At 63.3% G+C, this 23,235-nt stretch carries 20 protein-coding genes; 5 read left to right on the top strand and 15 right to left on the bottom strand.

Translation table 11 applies throughout. The annotated features are described in order from the left end of the window. Positions 1-51 precede the first annotated feature (51 nt). On the bottom strand, positions 52-1,089 hold the full coding sequence (locus AC26AR_RS03360) for a rod shape-determining protein (protein WP_043332576.1): 1,038 nt from the start codon (positions 1,087-1,089) through the stop codon (positions 52-54). Between the two features lie 242 nt (positions 1,090-1,331). Between AC26AR_RS03360 and gatC the strand changes: the two genes are divergently transcribed. The 4 genes from gatC (at position 1,332) to AC26AR_RS03340 (ending at position 5,363) form a co-directional block, all read left to right on the top strand. Continuing rightward, positions 1,332-1,619, top strand: a complete 288-nt coding sequence (gene gatC, locus AC26AR_RS03355; protein WP_077371550.1) for an Asp-tRNA(Asn)/Glu-tRNA(Gln) amidotransferase subunit GatC — start codon at positions 1,332-1,334, stop codon at positions 1,617-1,619. 133 nt (positions 1,620-1,752) lie between these two features. Next, positions 1,753-3,231, top strand: a complete 1,479-nt coding sequence (gene gatA / locus AC26AR_RS03350; RefSeq protein WP_077371547.1) for an Asp-tRNA(Asn)/Glu-tRNA(Gln) amidotransferase subunit GatA — start codon at positions 1,753-1,755, stop codon at positions 3,229-3,231. Continuing rightward, complete coding sequence (gene gatB / locus AC26AR_RS03345; protein WP_488107547.1) at positions 3,231-4,685, top strand: Asp-tRNA(Asn)/Glu-tRNA(Gln) amidotransferase subunit GatB; 1,455 nt, start codon at positions 3,231-3,233, stop codon at positions 4,683-4,685. Before gatA ends, gatB begins: the two co-directional genes overlap by 1 nt. 126 nt (positions 4,686-4,811) lie before the next feature. Next, positions 4,812-5,363, top strand: a complete 552-nt coding sequence (locus AC26AR_RS03340) for a cupin domain-containing protein (protein WP_488107546.1) — start codon at positions 4,812-4,814, stop codon at positions 5,361-5,363. Positions 5,364-5,486: 123 nt separating this feature from the next. On the opposite strand, the gene AC26AR_RS03335 is transcribed toward AC26AR_RS03340, so the two are convergent. Both AC26AR_RS03335 and AC26AR_RS03330 read right to left on the bottom strand, forming a co-directional pair. Then, positions 5,487-6,983: an aldehyde dehydrogenase gene (locus AC26AR_RS03335; RefSeq protein ID WP_488107545.1), complete on the bottom strand. Its 1,497-nt coding sequence runs from the start codon at positions 6,981-6,983 to the stop codon at positions 5,487-5,489. 120 nt (positions 6,984-7,103) lie between these two features. Further along, on the bottom strand, positions 7,104-7,889 hold the full coding sequence (locus AC26AR_RS03330) for a gamma-glutamyl-gamma-aminobutyrate hydrolase family protein (RefSeq protein WP_084209234.1): 786 nt from the start codon (positions 7,887-7,889) through the stop codon (positions 7,104-7,106). Between the two features lie 257 nt (positions 7,890-8,146). On the opposite strand from AC26AR_RS03330, the gene AC26AR_RS03325 reads away from it, so the two are divergent. Continuing rightward, entirely contained in the window at positions 8,147-9,523 is a 1,377-nt protein-coding gene (locus tag AC26AR_RS03325; protein WP_077371532.1) for a glutamine synthetase family protein, read from the top strand. A gap of 83 nt (positions 9,524-9,606) precedes the next feature. On the opposite strand, the gene AC26AR_RS03320 is transcribed toward AC26AR_RS03325, so the two are convergent. The 12 genes from AC26AR_RS03320 to hemA all read right to left on the bottom strand — a co-directional run bounded on the left by AC26AR_RS03320 (position 9,607) and on the right by hemA (position 23,226). Then, positions 9,607-10,899, bottom strand: a complete 1,293-nt coding sequence (locus AC26AR_RS03320; RefSeq protein WP_488107544.1) for an NAD(P)/FAD-dependent oxidoreductase — start codon at positions 10,897-10,899, stop codon at positions 9,607-9,609. Between the two features lie 193 nt (positions 10,900-11,092). Next, entirely contained in the window at positions 11,093-12,490 is a 1,398-nt protein-coding gene (locus AC26AR_RS03315; protein ID WP_077371526.1) for a glutamine synthetase family protein, read from the bottom strand. A 73-nt stretch (positions 12,491-12,563) separates the two neighbouring features. After that, positions 12,564-13,628, bottom strand: coding sequence for an ABC transporter substrate-binding protein (locus AC26AR_RS03310; protein WP_488107543.1), 1,065 nt, complete (start codon positions 13,626-13,628; stop codon positions 12,564-12,566). 106 nt (positions 13,629-13,734) lie between these two features. Beyond that, on the bottom strand, positions 13,735-14,535 hold the full coding sequence (locus AC26AR_RS03305) for an ABC transporter permease (protein WP_488107542.1): 801 nt from the start codon (positions 14,533-14,535) through the stop codon (positions 13,735-13,737). Next, positions 14,532-15,455, bottom strand: a complete 924-nt coding sequence (locus tag AC26AR_RS03300; protein WP_077371517.1) for an ABC transporter permease — start codon at positions 15,453-15,455, stop codon at positions 14,532-14,534. The genes AC26AR_RS03305 and AC26AR_RS03300 overlap by 4 nt, the downstream gene beginning before the upstream one ends. A 2-nt stretch (positions 15,456-15,457) precedes the next feature. After that, on the bottom strand, positions 15,458-16,627 hold the full coding sequence (locus AC26AR_RS03295) for an ABC transporter ATP-binding protein (protein ID WP_240704187.1): 1,170 nt from the start codon (positions 16,625-16,627) through the stop codon (positions 15,458-15,460). A 99-nt stretch (positions 16,628-16,726) separates the two neighbouring features. After that, on the bottom strand, positions 16,727-18,112 hold the full coding sequence (locus AC26AR_RS03290) for an NAD(P)/FAD-dependent oxidoreductase (protein WP_479398585.1): 1,386 nt from the start codon (positions 18,110-18,112) through the stop codon (positions 16,727-16,729). A gap of 297 nt (positions 18,113-18,409) precedes the next feature. Next, complete coding sequence (locus AC26AR_RS03285) at positions 18,410-19,162, bottom strand: HesA/MoeB/ThiF family protein (protein WP_084209242.1); 753 nt, start codon at positions 19,160-19,162, stop codon at positions 18,410-18,412. A 99-nt stretch (positions 19,163-19,261) separates the two neighbouring features. Continuing rightward, positions 19,262-19,762, bottom strand: coding sequence for an Lrp/AsnC ligand binding domain-containing protein (locus AC26AR_RS03280; protein ID WP_077371505.1), 501 nt, complete (start codon positions 19,760-19,762; stop codon positions 19,262-19,264). A 260-nt stretch (positions 19,763-20,022) separates the two neighbouring features. Next, complete coding sequence (prmC, locus tag AC26AR_RS03275) at positions 20,023-20,871, bottom strand: peptide chain release factor N(5)-glutamine methyltransferase (RefSeq protein WP_084209243.1); 849 nt, start codon at positions 20,869-20,871, stop codon at positions 20,023-20,025. A gap of 1 nt (position 20,872) precedes the next feature. Next, the gene (gene prfA / locus AC26AR_RS03270; protein ID WP_077371499.1) at positions 20,873-21,958 is read right to left on the bottom strand and encodes a peptide chain release factor 1; all 1,086 of its coding nucleotides are present in this window, start codon (positions 21,956-21,958) and stop codon (positions 20,873-20,875) included. Then, complete coding sequence (hemA, locus tag AC26AR_RS03265; protein ID WP_084209244.1) at positions 21,955-23,226, bottom strand: glutamyl-tRNA reductase; 1,272 nt, start codon at positions 23,224-23,226, stop codon at positions 21,955-21,957. Before hemA ends, prfA begins: the two co-directional genes overlap by 4 nt. Positions 23,227-23,235 lie beyond the last annotated feature (9 nt).

Raw genomic sequence — 23,235 nt, 5'->3', positions numbered from 1 at the left:
ACAGGCCGGGACCAGCCGTACAGCACACAGCATGCCCGGCCCCGGACGAGGTCAATCGCTCGACAGCAGCTCGAAGGTGTGCTGATCGATCATTTCCAGCGCCTTGCCACCGCCACGCGCCACGCAGGTCAGCGGGTCTTCGGCGATGATCACCGGCAGGCCCGTCTCTTCCGCGATCAACTTGTCGATGTCACGCAGCAGCGCACCACCGCCGGTCAGCACCAGACCGCGCTCGGCGATGTCGGATGCCAGCTCCGGTGGAGACTGCTCGAGCGCGCTCTTGACCACCGAGACGATGGCCGCCAGCGGCTCCTGCAGCGCATCGAGAATCTCGTGGGAGTTGAGCGTGAAGGAGCGTGGAATGCCTTCGGCCAGATTGCGACCGCGCACGTCGATCTCGCGCAGCTCGCCGCCCGGGTAGGCACAACCGATCTCTTCCTTGATGCGCTCGGCCGTCGCTTCACCGATCAGGCTGCCATAATGGCGACGCACGTAGGAGGTGATGGCTTCGTCGAAGCGGTCGCCGCCGATGCGTACCGACTCGGAGTAGACCACGCCGTTGAGCGAGATGATGGCGATCTCGGTAGTACCACCACCGATGTCGACCACCATGGAGCCCATGGCTTCCTCGACGGGAAGACCAGCACCGATCGCGGCCGCCATGGGCTCCTCGATCAGGTAGACCTCACGCGCACCGGCCCCTTCGGCCGATTCCTTGATGGCGCGGCGTTCGACCTGGGTCGACATGCACGGCACGCACACCAGAACGCGAGGACTGGGCGTCAGGAAGGTGCTCTGATGCACCTTGCGGATGAAATGCTGGAGCATCTGTTCGGTGACGGTGAAGTCGGCGATGACGCCGTCCTTCATCGGGCGGATGGCCGTGATATTGCCGGGGGTACGCCCCAGCATGCGCTTGGCATCGGCACCGACAGCCGCGACGCTGCGGGCATTCCCGGATTGGCGAATGGCAACGACGGAGGGCTCGTCGAGCACGATACCGCGACCGCGCACATAAATGAGCGTGTTGGCGGTACCCAGATCGATCGACAGATCGCTCGAGAACAGCCCACGTAAACGTTTAAACATGGAAGTTGATCACCTAGTCCAGACCGGAACCCTGTGCAGACGCGAACGGTACCATTGCCACCCCATGGCGGCAAGCTGACACGCCTGCCAGCGCGCCGCAGATGTGGTACATTTCACGCCGAATCACACTGTGACAGCGCAACGGGCGAGCAGTTGCCTCACCGCTGGCCAACGCCAGGTCACCGAGCAGACTGCACTCGCCGTTACCTCAAGCCTCACGAAGCCAAGACAGGGAAACTTCCATGGCCCTTGAACATTCAGATGTGCTGCGTGCCGCTCACCTCGCACGCCTGGGTCTTGCCTCGCAGGATGCCGAAGCCTATGTCGCGGATCTTGATCGGATTCTCGCCATGGTCGACCAGCTGCAACAGGTCGACACCGACGGCGTCGCTCCCCTGGCGCACCCGCTGGAAGCCACGCAACGCCTACGTGCCGACGAAGTCACCGAGTCAAATCAGCGCGAGCGTTTTCAGCAGGTGGCTCCGGCCACAGAACAGGGGCTGTATCTGGTACCGCGCGTCGTCGAGTGATCACGCCTGGCCGATCCCTCACGTGAGGTGAGAGACCGCCAGACCTGATACCACGCCACGCGGCACGCCCCGTCCGCCCCCGGAATTTCCGCGTGCGATGCCCTTTGCATCGTGTGCACAGATGGAATCGAACATGTCATCGTCCATTGCACTACATGACAAGACGCTCAGTGAGCTGGCGCAAGGCCTCGAGGCCGGCGAGTACACCAGTCGCGAGCTGACGGAAGCCTTCCTGGCCCGTATCGAACGCCTCGACGGCGAGCTCAACAGCTACATCACCCTGTGCCGTGAAGAGGCGCTGCGCGAGGCCGATGCCGCGGACGCCAGGCGTGCCGCCGGCAATGCCGCACCGCTGACCGGCGTGCCGATGGCCATCAAGGACATCTTCTGCACCGAGGGTGTGCGCACCAGCTGCGGCTCGAAGATGCTCGACAACTTCATCTCCCCCTACGACGCCACCGTGATCGAGAAGCTCAAGGCGGAAGGCGTGGTGATGCTGGGCAAGACCAACCTCGATGAGTTCGCGATGGGCTCCTCGAACGAGAACAGTTACTACGGTCCGGTCAAGAACCCGTGGGACCTGTCCGCCGTCCCGGGTGGCAGCTCCGGCGGCAGCGCCGCTGCCGTCGCCGCAGGCCTCGCCCCGGCGGCACTGGGCACCGATACCGGTGGCTCCATCCGCCAGCCGGCCGCCTTCTGTGGCATCACCGGCCTCAAGCCGACCTACGGCCGCGTCTCCCGCTACGGCATGATCGCCTATGCCTCCAGTCTCGATCAGGGTGGCCCGATGGCACGCTCCGCCGAGGACTGCGCGCGCCTGATGAACGTGATCGCCGGCGCCGACCCGCGTGACTCCACCAGCGTGGTACGTGGCGTGCCGGACTACGTCGAAGGCCTGGACTATGACCTCAAGGGCCTGAAGATCGGCCTGCCGAAGGAATATTTCGGCGACGGCCTGTCAGCGGAGGTCGAAGCCTCCGTGCGTGCCGCGATCAAGGTCTTCGAGGATGCCGGTGCCAGCGTGCAGGAAATCTCCCTGCCGCATACCCACCTGGCCATCCCGACCTACTACGTGATCGCACCGGCCGAGGCCTCCTCCAACCTGTCGCGTTACGACGGCGTGCGTTTCGGCCACCGCTGCGCAGACCCGCAGGACCTGGAAGACCTCTACAAGCGCACCCGTGAAGAAGGCTTCGGCGACGAGGTGAAGCGCCGCATCCTGATCGGCACGCACACCCTGTCCGAAGGCTTCTTCGATGCCTACTACATCAAGGCCCAGAAGGTGCGTCGCCTGATCCGCCAGGACTTCCTCGATGCCTTCGACCAGGTCGATGTGCTGATGGGGCCGGCGGCACCGACCCCGGCGTTCGATCTCGGCGCGCACAAGGACCCGCTGTCCATGTACCTGCAGGATCTCTACACCATCGCCATCAACCTGGCGGGCATTCCGGGCATCAGCGTGCCGGCCGGTCTGGCTGGCAAGCGCCCGGTGGGTCTGCAGATTCTCGGCCCGCACTTCGGTGAGCAGACCCTGCTGGGCGTCGCGCACCAGTTCCAGCAAATCACCGACTGGCACCGCCAGCGCCCGGAATTCGGACAGGAGCAAGCCTGATGCAATGGGAAGTCGTAATCGGGCTTGAGGTTCACGCTCAGCTCGCCACCCAGTCAAAGATATTCTCCGGCTCGTCCACCACCTACGGTGCCGAGCCCAACACCCAGGCCAGCGCCGTCGATCTCGGCCTGCCGGGCACCCTGCCGGTGCTCAACGAGCAGGCCGTGGCCATGGCCGTGCGCTTCGGCCTCGCCGTCAATGCCGCCGTGGCCGGCCGTTCGGTGTTCGAGCGCAAGAACTATTTCTACCCGGATCTGCCCAAGGGCTACCAGACCAGCCAGATGGATCAGCCCATCGTCGGGCCGGGTGAACTCGAGATCCTGCTCGAGGATGGCACGCGCAAGTCGATCCGCATCCACCATGCCCACCTCGAGGAAGACGCCGGCAAGTCGCTGCACGAAGACTTCCAGGGCATGACCGGCATCGACCTGAACCGTGCCGGCACACCGCTGCTGGAAATCGTCTCCGAGCCGGACATGCGCTCCGCCAAGGAAGCGGTGGCCTACGTCAAGGCGATCCACGCCATCGTGACGTACCTCGGCATCTCCGATGGCAACATGGCCGAAGGTTCCCTGCGTTGCGACGTCAACGTCTCGGTGCGCCCCAAGGGGCAGGAAGCCTTCGGCACCCGCGCGGAGATCAAGAACGTCAACTCCTTCCGCTTCATCGAGCGCGCCATCCACTTCGAGGTGGAGCGTCAGATCGAGCTGATCGAGGACGGCGGCAAGGTCGTGCAGGAAACCCGCTTGTATGATCCGGATGCCGACGAGACGCGCAGCATGCGCACCAAGGAAGAAGCCAACGACTACCGCTACTTCCCGTGCCCGGACCTGCTGCCGGTGGAAGTCGACGACGCCTACATCGAACACCTGCGCCAGACTCTGCCGGAGCTGCCGGCCGAGAAGCGCGTACGCTTCGAGGGCGAACTGGGGCTGTCCGCCTATGATGCCAGCGTGCTGTCCGCCAGCCGTGAGATGGCCGACTTCTTCGAGGAAGTGAAGGATGTCTGCGGCGACGCCAAGCAAGCCGCCAACTGGGTGCAGGGCGAACTGGCCGGGCGTCTCAACAAGGAAAATCTCGACATCACCGTGAGCCCGGTCTCGGCAGCCCAGCTGGGGGGCCTGATCAAGCGTATCGTCGATGAGACCATCAACGGCAAGGCCGCCAAGCAGGTGTTCGCCGCGCTGTGGGATGGCGAAGGCGAGAGCGCCGACGAGATCATCGAGTCACGTGGCCTCAAGCAGGTCACGGACACCGGTGCCATCGAGGCAGTGGTCGACCAGGTGATCGCCGACAATCCGGCTCAGGTGACCCAGTATCAGGAAGCCGAACCGGACAAGCGTGGCAAGATGATCGGCTTCTTCGTCGGTCAGGTGATGAAGGCCTCACGCGGCACCGCCAACCCGCAACAGGTCAACAAGGTGCTCAAGGAAAAGCTGGACAGCCTCAGCTGATCCTGCGCCTCTGAGTCATCCTGTCGCTGCATGCAACGGCCAGTCACGGGCATCCCGAGGCTGGCCGTTGTCGCTCAAGGACTCAAGGCATTTCCAGTCAATCGTCGCTTCGCGAAGGAAGTTCTGATGGCAGATGATGTCGGTGCGCGCCTGCGGGCGCTGCGTACGCTGCGGGGCATCTCGCAACGCGAGCTGGCCAAGCGCTGTGGGGTGACCCATTCGAGCCTGTCACTGATCGAACAGGGCAAGGTCAGCCCCTCGGTCAGCTCACTGTCCAAGATTCTCGCCGCCATTCCCATGAGCATCGGTGATTTCTTCACCATGGAACTCGAGAACACCGCCAAGGTGTTCTATGGCGAAGAGGAGCTGACGAACGTGGGCAGCGGAGAGGTGGTCTTCAAACTGGTCGGGGCCAAGCGTCAGGATCGCAATCTGTCGTTCATGATCGAGACCTACCCGCCTGTCAGTGACACCGGCCGCGAGATGATCACCCATCAGGGAGAGGAAGCCGGGGTGGTCATCGCAGGCGAGATCGAGATCACCATCGGCAGCGACACCCGGGTATTGAAAGCCGGTGAAGCCTACTACTTCGATACCAATGTGCCGCATCGCTTTCGCAACATCGGCGAAGTCGAGTGCCGTCTGGTCAGCTGTGCGACGCCGGCACGCATGTTCTAGACCTTGCGGCAAACACTTGCGGCAGATGACAACAGAAAAGAGGCCACGCGATCGCGTGGCCTCTTTTCGTGCTGCACGGTGTTTCCGCCAACGCGTGACAGCCCGGTTCGGCCCGGTTTCAGTTCAGCTCAGCGCGATCCAGACACTCTTGAGCTGGGTGTATTCCGCCAGCGAGTGATGGGACTTGTCGCGGCCGTTGCCGGACTGTTTCACGCCGCCGAAGGGCATGCTCTGATCGCCCCCCGCCCAGTTGTTGACGAAGACCTGGCCGGATTCGAGACGATGGGTCATGCGCATGATGCGGCCGATGTCCTGGCTCCAGAGCCCCGCCGCCAGTCCGAAATCACTGTCATTGGCCAGCGCCAGCGCCTCCTCTTCGGTCTCGAAACCGAAGACCGACAGCACCGGCCCGAAGATTTCCTCACGGCCGATCACCATCTCGGGCGTGACGCCATCGAAGACCACCGGACGGATGAACAGCCCCGGCCCGGCAACGTCTTCGCCGCCGGCACGCAGCACCGCCCCCTCCTCGATCCCCTTGCGGATGTAGCCCATCACGCGCTCATGCTGGGTGCTGTCGACCATCGCCCCCATGAAGCTTGTCGGGTCCAGCGGGTCGCCCGGCTGCATGCGCTCGGCAGCCGCCACCACCTTGGCGACGAAGGCGTCGCGGATCGAGTTTTCCACCAGCAGGCGAGAACCGGCGATGCAGACCTCCCCCTGGTTGTAGAAGATGGCGGCAGCGGCACTCTCCGCCACGCGATCCAGATCCGCGCAATCGGCAAACACGATGTTGGGGCTCTTGCCACCGCACTCCAGGAAGACACGCTTCAGGTTCGACTGTCCGGCATACTGCATCAGCTGCTTGCCGACGGCGGTGGAACCGGTGAAGGCCAGACACTCGACGTCCATCGACAGGGCCAGCGCACGCCCGACGGTATGCCCGAAGCCCGGCAACACCTGGAAGACGCCACTCGGGATGCCTGCCTCACGTGCGAGTGCCGCCAGACGCAGCGCTGACAGTGGTGACTTCTCCGACGGCTTGAGGATGACACTGTTGCCCGCGGCCAGCGCCGGCGCGATCTTCCAGGCCGTCATCATCAGCGGGAAGTTCCACGGCACGATGGAGGCCACCACCCCCAGCGGCTCGCGCAGCACCAGCCCCAGCACCTGCTCGCCGGTCGGCGCGACCTCGCCGTACAGCTTGTCGATGGACTCGGCCTGATGGCGGATCGAGCCGATCGCTCCCGCCACATCATCCAGCGCGCTGGTGATCGGCTTGCCCATGTCGAGGGTATCCAGCAGCGCCAGCTCATCCTGGTGTGCCTCCATCAGGTCCGCCAGCCTGAGCAGCACGCCCTTGCGCTCGACAGGCGCCATGCGCGACCAGACACCTCTCTTGAAGGCGGCGCGGGCATGCCGGACGGCGATCTCGGCATCGGCGCCGTCACAGCTGGCCACCTTCGCCAATCGTTTCCCAGTGGCCGGATTGAGGCACTCGAAGGTCTCGCCGCTGACCGCCGGCACGAAGTCATCATTGATGAAGGCATTGCCTTGCAGTTGCGGCGTCATACGGGCGGCGAGCGCCTGCCAATCGGTCAATGTCCGGGGACGGCTCATGATCAGGATTCCGAAGTCAGGTAAGAGGGGGCAGGTCACACGAGAACGCAGGAGAGGCAGCCAGCGCCGTGTCATCCTGCAGCGTCTGCAGGCGCGCGGGACGCGGCTTCGTCGTCATCTTCACGACGGCTGACGAGGTGTCTCCTGAACGGATGATGCTTGCCTGGACCTGTCCCGACAGGCCGCGGCAAATCCTTCCAGAATCGCCTGATACAGCGGATGCTGACGTGGCTTCCATTCGGGATGCCATTGCACCGCCAGCGTGAAGGCTCCCGCTGCGATGATCGAGATCGCCTCCACCAGACCATCCGGAGCGACCGCTTCGACACGCAGCCCTTCGCCCAGCCGCGCGATCCCCTGCTGATGCACGGAATTGACCCGCGCCTCAGGCGCGGCGTACAACTCGGCCAGCCGTCCGCCCGGCAGGATGCTGATGCCGTGGGAGGGGGCGAACTGCACGTCGAGATCGCCCTCGGGCTCACGATGATCCCTCAAGCCGGGCACGTTCTGCACCGCCTGATGCAAGCTGCCACCGAAGGCGACGTTCAGCTCCTGAAAGCCGCGACAGATACCCAGCAACGGCAGTTGCAACTCAAGCGCCAGCGGTACCCAGGCCATGGCTGACGCATCTCGTGCCGTGTCTTCATAGGTATTCTCCGGCGCGATGGCCTCGCCATACCGCGCCGGATGCACGTTGGAATAGCTGCCCGTCAGCAGCAACCCATCCAGTCGCGCCAGCAGCGCTCTGGCCGAGTCAGCCATGACGTCTTCCCATACCGGGATCACCAGTGGCTCCAGCCCGAATTCGCGCAGGGCACTGACGTACTTGTCAGTCACCATGTGCGCCGGATGGCCTTCAATCGTGCGACGGCAGGCGATCACACCCACCAGAGGGCGAGACGTCATGGGTTCTCCTTCAGGGGCCGCTCATGCACCCCGGTCATTTGGTATGTTTTATTCAACATCGATTGAACTGACATCCTTGCCACTCAGGCACGAAGGCAATCTCAAGCAAGGGGAAACCACGGGACAAAGATCGAAAGAAAGCGCCTCAGCTGATGATACTGCCTCGAGGGTACAGCGGGTAAGCGCTGTGAATTATTTGACAACACGGGATGGCGTGGCGATATATGATGTGCCACCACCCGCTCACAGGACCCCCCATGAACAGCCTTCACGTCGATGAGGCCAGAGAGTTTCTGGACCGCCATCCGGAAATCGAGAGCATCGACCTGCTGATCAGTGATATCAGCGGCATCCAGCGCGGCAAGCGTATCCCGCGCGAGAATCTGGAAAAGGCCTACGAGCAGGGCATCAACCTGCCAGGCTCCGTCTTCGCGATCGATATCGCCGGCAACACCATCGAAGAGACCGGTCTGGGCCTGGAGACCGGGGATGGGGATCAGGTCTGCCGCCCGATCCCCGGCACCTTGATGCCAGCCCCCTGGCTGCGCGGCGGCAAGCAAGGCCAGCTGTTGATGAACATGCGCGATGACAGGGACGGTCCCTTCTTCGCGGACCCCCGCAATCAGCTGCAGAAACAGGTCGATATTCTGGCTGGGATGGGGCTGACCGCCGTCGTCGCGCTGGAACTGGAGTTCTATCTCGTGGATCGTGAGCGCGATGACCTGGGCATGGTGCAGCCGCCCTGCTCTCCGCTCACGGGTGAGCGCGCCACGGAAAGCCAGCTCTACTCCATCGGAGAGCTGGATGAATATGCCGACTTTCTGGAAGAGATCCAGGATGCCGCACGCATCCAACAGCTGCCGCTGGATACCGCGCTCAAGGAGTGCGCCCCGGGTCAGTTCGAGATCAACCTGATTCATCTCGACGACGTCATGAAGGCCTGTGACAGCGCCGTCCTGCTCAAACGCCTGATCAAGGGTGTCGCCCTGCGTCATGGCTTCGACGCGACCTTCATGGCCAAGCCGTACGGTGATGAAGCCGGCAATGGCATGCATGCGCACCTGAGCCTGGTGGACCGCGATGGACACAATGTCTTCGCAGACCCCGGCGAGAATCCTCTGGGCACCGAGACCCTGCGTCACGCCATCGGCGGCCTGCTGGAACTCATGCCCGCCTCCATGGCGCTGTTTGCCCCCAACCTGAATTCCTACCGCCGTTTCCAGCAGGGCCTGTACGTACCGATGGCACCCACCTGGGGATTCGACAACCGCTCGGTCGCCATCCGCATTCCCTCCGGCCCCAATGAGGCGCGTCGGCTGGAGCATCGGGTCGCCGGGGCTGACGTCAATCCCTACCTGCTGCTGGCGACGCTGCTGGCCTCCATCATCCATGGCATCACCCATCGGATCTCCCCGGGTGAGCCGGTGACCGGCAATGCCTATGATCAGTTCGAGCCCAGCCTGACCAACAGCTGGCCCGAGGCCCTGACGCTGCTGGAGGAAAGCGCTCCCCTCACGGCCGCTTTCAGCGAGCGCTTCCTGAATGTCTTCATTGCCGGTCGCCGGGCGGAGCGCGAGGCCGCGATGCAGATCATCAGCCGTCTGGAATACGACTGGTACCTGCGCAGCATCTGAGGCGCCTCACCCCGGACACGCTTGCCCAGTGGGCATTCCGGCCGGAGCGCGCCCACTGGCCCTGACCTCCCGCTTCGAGTGCGTCAGAGGCCGAGCCTGTCGCGTGTCTGGTAGTACCAGGCTCCTACGGCTGACAGCGGCACTCGCAACAGTCGTCCCCCGGGGAACGGCAGATGCGGCAGGTTCGCGAAGGCATCGAAGCGACCCTCACGCCCCCTCATCGCCTCGCTGATCAGTCGTCCGGCGAGGTGACTGCAGGTCACGCCATGCCCGGAATACCCCTGGGCGTAATAGACATTGTCATTGAGCACGCCGAACTGCGGCAGTCGATTGAGCGTCATCAGGAAGGTTCCGCTCCAGGCATAGTCGATCCTGACGCTGGCCAGCTGCGGGAAGACCTTGAGCAGCTTGGGCCGAATCAGGGCCTCGATATCGGCGGGGTCTTCACCGCCGTAGTTGACACCGCCCCCGAAGAGAAGACGGTTGTCGCGAGTCAGGCGGTAGTAATCCAGCAGATAGTTGCAGTCCTCCACCGCCATGCCATTGGGCAGCAGCCCGCGCGCCACGTCATCCGCCAACGGCTCGGTGGCGATGATCTGCGTGCCGCAGGGCATCGACTTGCCCTCGAGCTCCGGCAGCACACCGTGAAGATAGGCATTGCCCGCCATCACCACACGCTCGGCCCGGATGGCGCCAGCGGCCGTCCTGAGCACGACCGGACTGCCATGCTCGAGACTCACCAACGGGCTATGTTCGAAGATCACCCCGCCGAGGGACTCGAAGGCCGCGGCCTCGCCCAGCACCAGATTGAGCGGATGGAGATGGCCGCCGGAGTGGTCGACCAGGGCGCCCGTATACCCTTCGGCGCTCACTTCACGCTGGTAGGCATCCCCTTCCAGCAATTCGAGACTGGTATTGCCATAGCGCTCCCAGAGGGCCTTGTGCTCCTTGAGTCCCTTGAGCTGACGCGCGTTGCAGGCGGCAAAGAGGTTGCCGTCGCGCAGATCACAGTCGATGGCATAGTCAGCGATGCGATCCCGAATGATGCGATTGCCCTCAAAGGCCATGTCGCCCAATGCCTGCGCCGTCCGTGCGCCGAAGCGCGCCTCGATCACGTCCATGTCGCGACTGTAACTGTTGACGATCTGCCCGCCATTGCGACCCGAGGCCCCATACCCCACGCAGGCGGCCTCCAGCACCATCACCTTGAGCCCCTGCTCGGCCAGGTGCAGTGCCGCCGAGATTCCCGTGAAGCCAGCGCCGACCACGCAGACATCGCAGCTGACCTCACCGGACAACGGCGGGCGCTCGGGGGCGGCATTGGCGGAAGCGGCATACCAGGAGGCGGCAGGCTCCAGGGGGGTAGTGGCACTCATGACAGCATCCTTGTGGTAGACCAGATCAACCTGCGAACAAGACATCTTGCAGATACACACCATGAGCGCCGGACTGACGCGTCATGCCCCTCACTGACGACAACCCTTCTTCCGCCCGCCTCTTCCCCTGAACCTCGGGAGGCCACGACGGATGTCGTGGCCTCCCGGTATCCGTCGGCGTACCGCAGGGGGTCTAGACACGCAGCAGCAGGTGCTCACGCTCCCAGGAGCTGATGACCTGGAAGTATTCCCCATGCTCGGCACGCTTGACGGCCAGATAACTCTTCACGAAGCGCTCGCCGAGGATGTTGGCCAACGGCGTACAGGCATGCAGAGCATCGAGTGCCGGGCCGATATCGTCCGGCAGGGTATTGCCGCCCTCCCAGGCCGAGCCGACCACCGGAGGGCGCGGCTCGATCCGCTCCATCATTCCCAGATAACCACACGCCAGCGAAGCGGCCATCACCAGATAGGGATTGGCATCGGCGCCCGCCAGACGATTCTCGACCCGCGTACCTGCCGCGTCCGACACCGGCACCCGCAGGCCCACGGTGCGGTTGTCCAGGCCCCACTCGACATTGATGGGTGCGGAGCCGCTGGTGTCATTGCGCATCAGACGCCGATAGGAATTGACGTTGGGGGCGAAGAACGGCATCGCGGCGGGCAGATAGGTCTGCAGGCCCCCGATGAAGTGACGGAACAGCGTGCTCGGCTGACCCGACGCATCGGCAAACAGGTTATTGCCTGACTCGACATCCACCAGGCTCTGGTGAATATGCATCGAACTGCCCGGCTGATAGGCCATCGGCTTGGCCATGAAGGTCCCGTACATGCCATGTCGCAGCGCCGTCTCCCGCAGGGTGCGCTTGAACATCACCACCTGGTCGGCGAGAGAAAGAGCATCCCCATGCTCGAAATTGACCTCCATCTGCCCCGCTCCCTCTTCATGGATCAGGGTGTCGAGATCCAGCCCCATCGCCTCGCAGTAGTCATACATCTCCTCGAACAGCGGATCGAATTCATTGACCGCATCGATGGAGAAGGACTGACGGCTGCTCTCCTGCCGACCGCTGCGGCCGATGGGCGGTTCCAGCGGATAATCGGAGTCGGTGTTGGTCTTGACCAGATAGAACTCGGCCTCCGGCGCCACCACCGGCTGCCAGCCCTGTTCGGCATACAATGCCAGTATCCGTTTGAGCACATAGCGTGGCGACAGCTCAACCGGCTCACCATTCAGGTAATAGCAATCGTGGATGACCTGTGCGGTGGGGTCTTCCGCCCACGGCACCAGATAGAGCGCGTTCACGTCCGGAATCAGCTGCATGTCCTGTTCGGCCGGATTCCAGAAGCGGCTGTCTTCATCATCCGGATAGCCTCCCGTGACGGTCTGGATGAACAGCGAATCCGGCAGGCGTGGCCGCCCGCCATTGAGGTACTTGCGCGCAGGCATGATCTTGCCCTTGAGAATGCCGGTCAGATCCGTGACCAGACATTCCACCTCGGTGATACCGTGAGCGGCGAACCATTCCTGCAGGATCGCGTCATCATCTTCATGACCCGGCTGCTCGTGACCCACGTGATTGACACTCATAACACCTTCCTTGAACACCGCAGGCAGCGCCTGCGGTCAATGACGAGATGCCCGCGATCGACGAGACGCCGACTCAACGGGCCTGCACTTCCGACCATAACTGCTGGAAGATCTGCAACTGCTCACCGGAGAGACTCGGCGAGAAATGCAGACGCGCCATGTCATCCTCAGAGGGCTGGATCGGTGGCTGGGTCAGCACCTCATCCAGATACGGCCTGGCGGCGGCATTGGGGCTGGCGTAGTAGTTGTAGTTGGACAACTGCGCACCGACCTTGGCGTCCAGAAGGAAGTTGATGAAGGCGTGTGCCAGCTCAGGATGCGGCGCCTTGGCGGGAATCATCATCGAATCGACCCACTTCTCGGCACCTTCATCCGGAATCATGTACTTGATATCGGCGAAGGACTCCGGATTCTCGGCCAGATAGAACAGATAGTCGCCGTTGTAGGACAGCGCACCATGCGTGACCTTGCGTGCCAGCTGTTGCAGGGCCGGCGTGCCATCGGAGAAGCCGCTGAAGTTGTCGCGATGCTTGGTCTCGATCAGCAATCTGGCCGCCTCACGCCAGGCATCCATGCCGGTACAGTCATAGCCATGACCGAGATAGGCACAGGCCGCCCCCATGCTGACCTGGCCATCGCCCATCAGGCTGAACGGATATGAGGCATTGACGGCGGGATCAAACAGCAGTGACCAGCTCTTGGGGGCATCCTTGAACGTGCTGGCGTTGTAGACCAGCCCGGTGACTCCCCACTGATACGGGACGGTGTAGTTGGCTCCCGGGTCAAAGCTCGGGTCCTTGAACTGCGCATCGACATTGGCCAGGTTGGGCACTTTCGCCTTGTCGATCTTCTGGACCAGGCCGGTGTTGATCAGGCGCGGCACGTAGTAATTGGACGGCACGATGATGTCGTATTGGGACACCCCGCCGGCATTCAGCTTGGCCAGCATTTCCGGCAGGGAGTTGTAATAATTCTCGACCACCTCGACATCGAAGGCCTCTTCAAAGGCGGTGATGATCTCCGGGTCCATGTACTGGGTCCAGTTGAAGAGATACAGCTTCCTGTCTTCAGCCTGGGCGGCGCCTGCCAGCAGCAGACTGCCGATGGCGACCGCGAGACGCAGCGTGTGAGTTGTCATTGTGATGCTCCGTTCAGTCGATGAGAAAGGTGGTGAATGCCCGCCCCCGATACCGGCATGCCTGCCTGGTCAGGGGCGGGGTACGACGAGTGACCCTCCAGCGAAATCATGAAGCGCTGCGCCGGCGTGCCAGCGCAAGACTCACGATCGCCGCCAGGGCGACCACCGCCATCATCAGGGTGGCGATGGCATTGATCTCCGGTGTCACACCCTTGCGTATCGCGCTCCAGATGTAGATGGGCAAGGTGGCGCTCTCCGGACCTGACGTGAAGAAGCTGATCACGAAGTCATCCAGCGACAGCGTGAAGGACAGCAGGAAGCCCGAGATCAACGCCGGCTTCAGGGTCGGCAACATGAAGAACTGCACGCGCTGGCGCGGCGTGGCATAGAGGTCCTTGGCCGCCTCGAACAATGTCGGATCCAGACCGACGAAGCGTGAATAGACGATCAGCGCCACGAAGGGAATCTGGAAGGTGACATGCGCGATGATCATGGTGCCCAGCCCCGGTGACAGCAGCCCCGTCAGCGCGTGGAGCTCGACGAAGAAGGTCATTTCCGAGATCCCGAACACGATGTCCGGCAACACGATGGGCAGATAGATCAACACGATCAGCCACCCCAGCTTGCGGTGACGATGGCGATACATGCCATAGCCGATCAGCGTGCCGATCATCAGCGCCAGCAGTGACGAGACCACCGCCAGCAGCAGCGAATTGCCCAGCGCCGACAGAATCGCGTCATTGCCCAGCAGGCGCCGATACCAGCGCAGTGACACGCCGGTGAAGCTGGCGGCACTGTTGGAGGCATTGAAGGAGAACAGCATCACCACGATCAGCGGCAGATACAGAAAACCGAGCGTCAGCCACCAGAAGCCCCGCAATCCCTTGTGAAGTCCGCCGCGCGTCATATCACCACCTCTTCACCGCCACCCAGGCGCCTGCCGATGCGACGCATGGCATAGAGTCCGATGAAGGTCGCGATCAACATCAGGATCGCCCCCGCCGCCCCCAGTGGCCAGTTGGCACTGCCGGAGAACTGATTGGCGACCAGATTGCCCAGCATCATGCCCTTGCCACCGCCGAGCAGTTCCGGAATCACGTACATGCCGAACGCCGGGATCGCCACCAGCACCACCCCCGCCAGCAGCCCCGGCAACGTCTGGGGGAATACCGCATGCCAGAAAGCCTTGAGCGGCGAGGCGTAGAGATCCTGCGCCGCTTCCACCAGCGAGAGATTGAGCTTCTCGAAAGCGGCATACAGCGGCAGCACCATGAAGGGCAGGAAGTTGTAGACCAGCCCCAGCGTGACCGCGAAATTGGACGGATAGAGCCCCATGTTGGGCGCGATCATGCCCATGGCCTCGGCCAGCTCCGCCAACGGCGTGCCCGGCGCCAGCAGGTTCATCCAGCCGAAGGTGCGGATGACCTGATTGGTCCAGGACGGCACGACTACCGCCAGCAGCATGATCGGCCGCCAGCGCTGGTCTGCCTGCGAGATGTGATAGGCGATCGGATACGCCACCAGCACCACCAGCACGGTGGAAAGCACGGTCTGCCACAGCGAACGCCCCAGCGTCATGAGATTGCCCGGGCTCCAGCCGAGAAAGCCCTGACCCGCCAGCTGCGTAAACGAGGTCAGCGACAAGGGCATCTCCGGCAAGCCATAGGGGCCATTGCTCATGAAGGCCACGCTCATCAGATAGAGACTGGGCAGCACCAGGAAGATGATGATCCACAGCGCGCCGGGGGCGACCGTCAACAGCAGGTGGCGTGACTCGGCCACCACCGCGCGACTGCGTGCCGTGGGCAAGCTCCCGTGATAGGCCATCGTCATGCCTCCAGCGTGATCAGGTCTTGCGCGGCCACCACCACATCGACGTGGTCTCCCACGTCCGGCAACTGGCCGCCCCGATTGTTGACCACCACCTGCAAGGTGACACCCGCCACCTCCACGCGATATTCGGCATGGCTACCGCGGTACAGTCGCTCCTGTACTCGGCCCGGCAGATGATTTTCCAGCACGTCGTAGCGTTCGAATTCGCTGGCGGGACGCCGCCGCAGATCCAGCGTCTCGGGGCGCAGCAGCAGCAACCCGCCGCTGCCCGGTGCCTGCGCCGTCAGCATGCCCAGCGGCGTGGTCAGCCGGACGGCGTCATCGCGGCTGTCATCGCGAGCCGTGATCTCGAACAGATTGGCATGCCCCATGAAACGCGCCACGAAGGCATTGACCGGGCATTCATAGATCTCGCGCGGCGTCCCCACCTGCTGGATACTGCCGCTGTCGAGCACCGCGATGCGGTCCGACATCACCATCGCTTCCTGCTGATCATGGGTGACGAACACGAAGGTCATGCCAAGGCGCTTCTGCAGACGCAGCAGCTCGATCTGGATCTGACTGCGCAGCCCGGCATCCAGCGCCGACAGCGGTTCATCCAGCAGCAGCACATCCGGCTCGCAGACCAGCGCCCGCGCCAGCGCGATACGTTGGCGCTGACCACCTGAGAGCTGGTCGACCCGGCGATCGACCAGACTCCCCAGCTTGATGAACTCGGCCATCTCGGCGACCTTTGCCTCGCGCTCGCCACTCGGCATGCCCTGCATGCGCAGACCGAAGGCGAGGTTGTCACGCACGCTGAGATGCGGGAACAACGCATAGGACTGGAAGACCGTATTGACGCTGCGCTGATGCGGCGGCACATCGGTGACATCGCGCCCGCCGATCACCACCTGCCCCTCATCCAATGCTTCCAGCCCCGCCAGAATGCGCAGAAGCGTCGTCTTGCCACACCCGGAAGGCCCCAATAGCGTGAAGAACTCGCCGGGCTGAATGGCGAGATCCACACCATCAAGCGCCGCCACCTCGTTGCCGAAGCGCTTGTGCAGTCCCTTGAGCTGAATGGATGACGCGGCACGGCACTGGAACCGGGGCTGGCCAGCCTCCGACGACTCTCTCGTGTCTCGCTCAGGCGCCATACCCTCGTTGCTGTCCACTGCGCTCATCGCGCCTCCCTTGCGATTACTCACCAGTCGTGTCCCGCTCATGGGCTGTCGGGATGATCAACGATGTCAAATGTGCAGCACCTTCATCATGGCTTCGGCCTAGAGCCGATCACGCAGCGTGTAGAAGCTGGTCGCCAGGACCAGCAGAGGAGTTCGCAACCAGTGTCCACCCGGGAAGGCGCGGTGGGGCATGGCGGCAAAGACATCGAAACGTTCCGCCTGGCCGGCAATCGTCTCGGCGATCAATTTGCCCGCCAGCCCTGCAAGCGACATGCCATGCCCCGAGTACCCCTGGGCGTAATAGACATTCGGGGCAAGACGCCCGAAGTCCGGTGCCCGATTCATGGTGATGGCCACGTCACCGCCCCAGCGGTAATCGATCCCCACCCCGTCAAGCGCCGGAAACAGACGGCGAATCTTGCCGTCCATGCGCGTCTTGAGGTGGCGCGGCTCTCGTCCGGTATAGCTCACCTCCCCCCCGTAGAGCAGGCGCCTGTCAGCAGAGAGACGGTAGTAGTCGAGCACGAAGTTGGCATCGGAAAGGGCATCATTGCCCGGCAACACCTGCGCGACCTGTGCTTCGCTGAGCGGTTCGGTGGCCACGATATAATTGGCGACGCGCATGATGCGCTCATCCAGCCGCGGGACCAGGCCATCGAGATAGGCGTTGGTCGCCACCACCACGAACTCGGCACTCACGCTGCCCTGCGCGGTATGCACACGCGCACGCCCTGCCTGCCCACCGGAGCCATTGGCGACGATGCCACTGCCACTTCGGCCATGCTCGAGCTTGAGCACAGGACTCTGTTCACAGATCGTAACGCCTGCCCGCTGGGCAGCACGCGCAAGCCCGAGGGTGTAATTCAGCGGATGCAGATGGCCACCCTCTCCATCATGCAGCGCCCCGGGATAGGCATCGGTAACGACTCGCGCTCGCAGGGCATCCCCCTGCAACCACTGCAATGCATGGTAGTCATGATCGCGTGCCATGCGCGCCTGAAATTCCTGCAATTCGCGCACATGTCGCGGCTTGACGGCAGCATGCAGATAGCCGCGGGTATAATCACAGGGGATCCGGTGCTTCTCGATCAGTGCGGTGGTGAGACGAACCGACTCGCGACTCATCTCCCAGATGGCATGCGCCTGCTCACGGCCGAGAGCCTTCTCGACCGTGGCGATGTCGGTGCCAAGTCCCGGCAGGATCTGGCCGCCACTGCGTCCCGAAGCCCCGAAGCCGATGCCGCGCGCCTCCAGCAGGATGACCGAATAGCCACGCTCAGCGAGATGCAGAGCCGCTGAGCAGCCGGTGATACCGCCGCCGATCACGCAGACATCAGCGCGCCGTTCCCCGGCCAACGGTGGACAGGGTGCAAGCGTCACACGCTGACTGGCCCGGTAGTAGGAGCGGATGTCATCACGCCCACGCTGCGCTTCCTGGCGGTCTCGCCGCGGCTCGTCTGTCGCGCCTGATCTGCAGCCGACCATGCCCCTCCTTACCCGCTACTGTTGAGTTTATTCACCGACCTGGGAAATATTTGCGTTATTTACCACACGTCATCGGCAAATACTGCATATTGATTGCCCCGCGAGGTATAAATTTTCAACACGCACTGTTTTACACCCCTTTTGACGCCCCACAATGGCGCACGCCCCCTGAGGTCATCAACGTCAGACTTCCGAGACCAGAAAAGCAAAAACCCCGCAGCCTGAGAGGCTGCGGGGCTTGGTGACAGACCCTCCACGCATTGGCGTGAAGGGTGCTCGGAGAGTGATCCACTCATGTCATGTCGAGCGACGACATACCGGACAGGCGGGGTCACGCTTGAGCCCCATGCGTCGCCACTCACCGGTCAGGCCATCGAAGGTGGCGAGCCCTCGATGCACATGCCCGGCACCACTGATCAGCTTGAGCGCTTCCAGCGCCTGGAAGGCCCCGATGATGCCGACCAACGGCGCGATGACCCCGCTCTCGGCACAGGTCAGCTCTTCATCGCCCTGCTCTTCCGGCGAATACAGGCAGCCGTAACACGGCGCATCTGCCTCACGGCGATCAAACACCGCCAGCTGACCGGAGAAACGAATCGCGGCACCTGACACCAGCGGCGTGCCTGCCGCCACGCAGGCGGCGTTGATCGGGAAGCGCGAACTGAAACGGTCAGTACAATCGAGCACCACGTCCGCGGCGGCAACCTGCTCGGCCAGCGCCTCGCCCTGAAGGCGTTCGGACAGGGCGATCACCTCGGTGTCGGGATTGATCGCCGACACCGAGCTGGCGAGCGAGCGCGCCTTGGGCTGGTCGATGTCCGCCTCTCCGTGGGCGATCTGACGTTGCAGATTGGAGAGCTCGACATGGTCATCATCGGCCAGCACCAGCGTGCCGATACCGGCTGCCGCCAGATAGAGCGCCGCCGGGCACCCCAGACCGCCAGCCCCGATCACCAGCACCCGCGCGGCCAGCAATCGTTGCTGACCCGCGATATCGACCTGAGGGAGCAATATCTGACGCGAATAGCGCAGCAGTTGCGAATCTTGCATGGAAGGTGAGCCGTCTGTCTGTGAATGAAGTGAGTGCTTTGGCCGGCCGCCGGGACTGAGCTCTAAACCCTGAGCCCTGCCGCTGGCATCAGGGGCTCGTCACTTGGCGTCGAGATCCTCGATGTCCGGCACATGCAGCGAGAACTGCTCCTTGACCTCTTCCATCACCACATAGCTCTTGGATTCCTTGACCCCGGGCAGTGTCAGCACCACATCCCCGAGCAACTGCCGATAGGCGGACATTTCCGGAATCCGGCACTTGAGGATGTAATCGAACTGCCCCGAGACCAGATGACACTCCTGGATCTGCGGCAGCTTGGAGACGGCACGGCGGAATTCATCGAAGACGGAGGGTGACTGGGTCTCGAGGCTGATCTCGACGAAGACCAGCAGATTGGCCTTGAGCGCCTTGGGGTCCAGCACGGCCTTGTAGCCGCGGATGATGCCGGCACGCTCGAGGCGTTTGACTCGCTCCAGACAGGGAGTGGTGGAGAGTCCCACCTCGGAGGCGAGGTCGACATAGGAAATGCGCGCATTTTCTTGCAGGCAGCGCAGGATCTTGAGGTCAATGCGGTCCAGAGAACGTGATTTCGCTTTCATTATAATAGTTTTCCCAGCAGGGTGACTTGCAGCAGGATCATCCTTACTCCTGTCTTTCGTGCAGTCAGGCAACCCGAGAACGCGGGGGTAATCAGGCGACCTTTCCAGTCATGCATCGCTTATTACTACCATACCCGCCCGACAGGAGATACGCCCGCACAGGCAGGCCTGCGACGAGGATTCCACGCAGGCTCCACTGAAAGCAGGGGTTTCCTCTGGCAAGTCCGGGCCGGCCTGCATTCCCGCCCGCCGGGGAGGCGTCAGCCAATGCGCCCCAGCGTGATGCGCTCTCGCCCACCGAGGTCTTCCAGCGTTTCCACTTCCAGAAAACCACCGGCGCGCAGCGCCTCGCGCACTTCCTTGCCCTGGGCCAGGCCATGCTCGAGCATCAGATGACCGCCCGCGGCCAGATGGCGGGGCGCGGCCTCGATCAGATGCAGGAAGTCTGCCAGCCCCTGCTGGCGCGCCACCAGTGCCGAGCGCGGCTCGAAACGCACGTCACCCAGTGCCAGGTGCGGGTCATCATCGGCCAGGTAAGGCGGATTGGCGGTCACCAGCGCAAAGCCGGTCTCGGGAACGGCGGAGAACCAGTCACTGCGCCGGAATTCGACGTTGGGAATCGCGAGATGCTCGGCATTGTCACGCGCAAGCTGCACGGCCTCCTCGATGAGGTCCACCCCCAGCACCTGCCACTGCGGACGATGACGAGCGAAGGCCAGCGCGATGGCGCCGGTGCCGGTGCCGAGATCCAGCAGCGTGCCTTCGGGCGCCTCGGCCAGCTCCAGCGCGCACTCCACCATCACTTCGGTATCCGGGCGCGGAATCAAGGTGGCAGGAGAGCAGCGCAGCATCAGGCCATAGAACTCACGGCGGCCAAGCAGGTGGGCGACGGGGTGTCCTTCGGCTCGGCGTGCCAGCAGCGCCTCGAAGCGAGCTACGCCCTCGGCGCCCGCTTCCGTCTCGAGATCGCGATCCCCCCAGGTATAGAACCAGGTGCGATCGCGCCCCATCACCTCTCCCAGCAGCAGCTCGGCATCCAGACGCGGAGATTCGCTGCCCGACTCACTCAGACGGGCAGCCGCGGCTGCCAACGTGACATCGATTCTCACCTCATTGCTCCTGCAGTGCCGTCAGCTGGTCTGCCTGATATTCGACGACCAGCGGCTCGATCACCTCGTCCAGCTGACCGGCGATCACTTCATTGAGCTTGTAGAGCGTCAGATTGATACGGTGATCGGTCAGACGCCCCTGGGGGAAGTTGTAGGTGCGGATGCGCTCGGAGCGATCACCGGAGCCCACCAGCTTGCGACGGGCATCGGAAGTCGCCTGTGCCTGGCTGTCCACCGCGGCCTGCTTGAGTCGCGCTGCCAGCAACGACATGGCGCGCGCACGGTTCTTGTGCTGACTGCGCTCGTCCTGGCACTCCACGACCACACCGGTGGGCAGGTGGGTGATGCGAATCGCCGAATCGGTGGTGTTGACGTGCTGCCCCCCGGCCCCGGAACTGCGGTAGGTATCCACTCGCAGGTCGGCCGGATTGATGTCGATGTCCCCGACCTCATCGGCCTCAGGCATCACCGCCACGGTACAGGCGGACGTATGGATGCGGCCCTGGGATTCCGTGGCAGGCACGCGCTGCACGCGGTGCGCACCGGATTCGAACTTGAGGCGCGAGTAGACCCCCTCGCCCTTGACGCGGGCGATGACTTCCTTGAAGCCACCATGCTCACCGTGGCTTGCGCTGACGGTCTCGACCTTCCAGCCCTTGAGCTCGGCGTAGCGGGAATACATCTTGAACAGGTCCCCCGCGAACAGCGCCGCCTCATCACCGCCGGTGCCGGCACGCACTTCGAGGAAGACGTTGGCCCCATCATCCGGGTCCCGCGGGATCAACAGCTGGGTGATTTCTGCCTCCAGCACGTCAAGCGCTGCATCGCTCTCGCGGACTTCCTCACGTGCCATCTCGCGCATCTCGGCGTCGCTGTCATCGCACATGCCGAGGGCGGCCTCGCGATCTTCCTTCAAGGCGCGATGGCGCTGCCATGCCTCGATCAATGGCTCAAGCTCGGCATACTCCCGCGACAGGTCACGGAAGCGGGCCTGATCCCCGATCACTTCAGGCTCCGACAGCAAGGCGGAGATCTCCTCGAAGCGGTCATGGAAGGTGTCGAGCTTGGTGATGAGGCTGTCTTTCATGAAGGGTCCTGTGATGAATCAACCGGCGCGAGCAGCAGCTCCTGCGCCGTCTGAAGAATATCCTGTCGATCGTCGCCTGACGCCTGACGCAGCGCCAGGGTCGGGTGATGCATGAAGCGGTTGGCCAACTGACGGGCCAGTTGCGCCACGACTTCCTGCGGGTCACGGCCCTGATCAAGCTCGGCCAGCGCCTGTGCCTCGCACTCTGCACGCAGTTGCTCGCCGTGGCTACGATAACGCTTGATGACTTCTCCGCCACTGCGCACACGCTTGCGGTGCTGCCAGGCACTGACACCCTGCCGGATCAGCTCTTCGGCCTGGGCAGCCGCCAGCTGGCGATGACGACGGTTCTCCTCGATGACTTCCTGCAGATCATCCACGGTATAAAGGAAGACATCATCGAGATCCCCGACCTGCGGTTCGATATCGCGCGGCACGGCGATATCGACCATGAAGACCGGCTTGTAACGGCGTTTCTTGAGCGCACGCTCCACCATGCCCTTGCCGAGGATCGGCAGCTGAGCGGCGGTGGAGGCTATCACGATATCGGCATTCTCGAGGGCATGCGGAATGCCTTCCAAGCCGATGGCGGTCCCGCCCAGCTCATCAGCCAGCGACTGGGCGCGCGACACGGTACGGTTGGCGATGCACAGGTTGGCGATGCCCGCTTCCTTGAGGTGGCGCGCCACCAGCTCGATGGTGTCTCCCGCCCCGATGAGCAGTGCATTGGCTCGCGAGAAGTCATCGAAGATATGGCTCGCCATGCTGACCGCGGCATAGGCCACCGAGACGGGGTTCTCACCGATTCCCGTCTCGGTACGCACCTGCTTGGCGACCTGGAAGATATGCTGGAAGAGCTGCTCCAGTTCCCCCCCGAGACCGACGGTACCGCGGGCGAACTGATAGGCATCCTTGAGCTGACCGAGAATCTGCGGCTCGCCCAGCACCATGGAGTCCAGGCCGACCGCCACGCGAATCAGGTGGCGGACCGCCTCCTCACCGAGATGTTGATAGCTGCAGCGCTCAAGCTCTTCAGCCGGCAGGCCATGGTATCGGCTCAACCATGCGAGAACCGAGCGCGCACCGTCCTCGGTCACACAGTAGAGTTCCGTGCGATTGCAGGTCGAGAGCACCGCCGCCTCGGAAACTTCCGGCAGACGCTTCAGCTCGGCCAGCGCAGCCTCGAGCTGTGTCGGCGTGAAGGCAACGCGCTCGCGGACATCGACGGCGGCGGTGCGATGATTGATGCCAAGGGCAAGAAGGGTCATGGAGTCAGT

It is taken from the genome of Cobetia sp. PS-4MA, from assembly GCF_057670765.1.
Note: the sequence above shows the minus strand (reverse complement) of the source record. Positions and strands in the feature narration are given on the sequence as shown.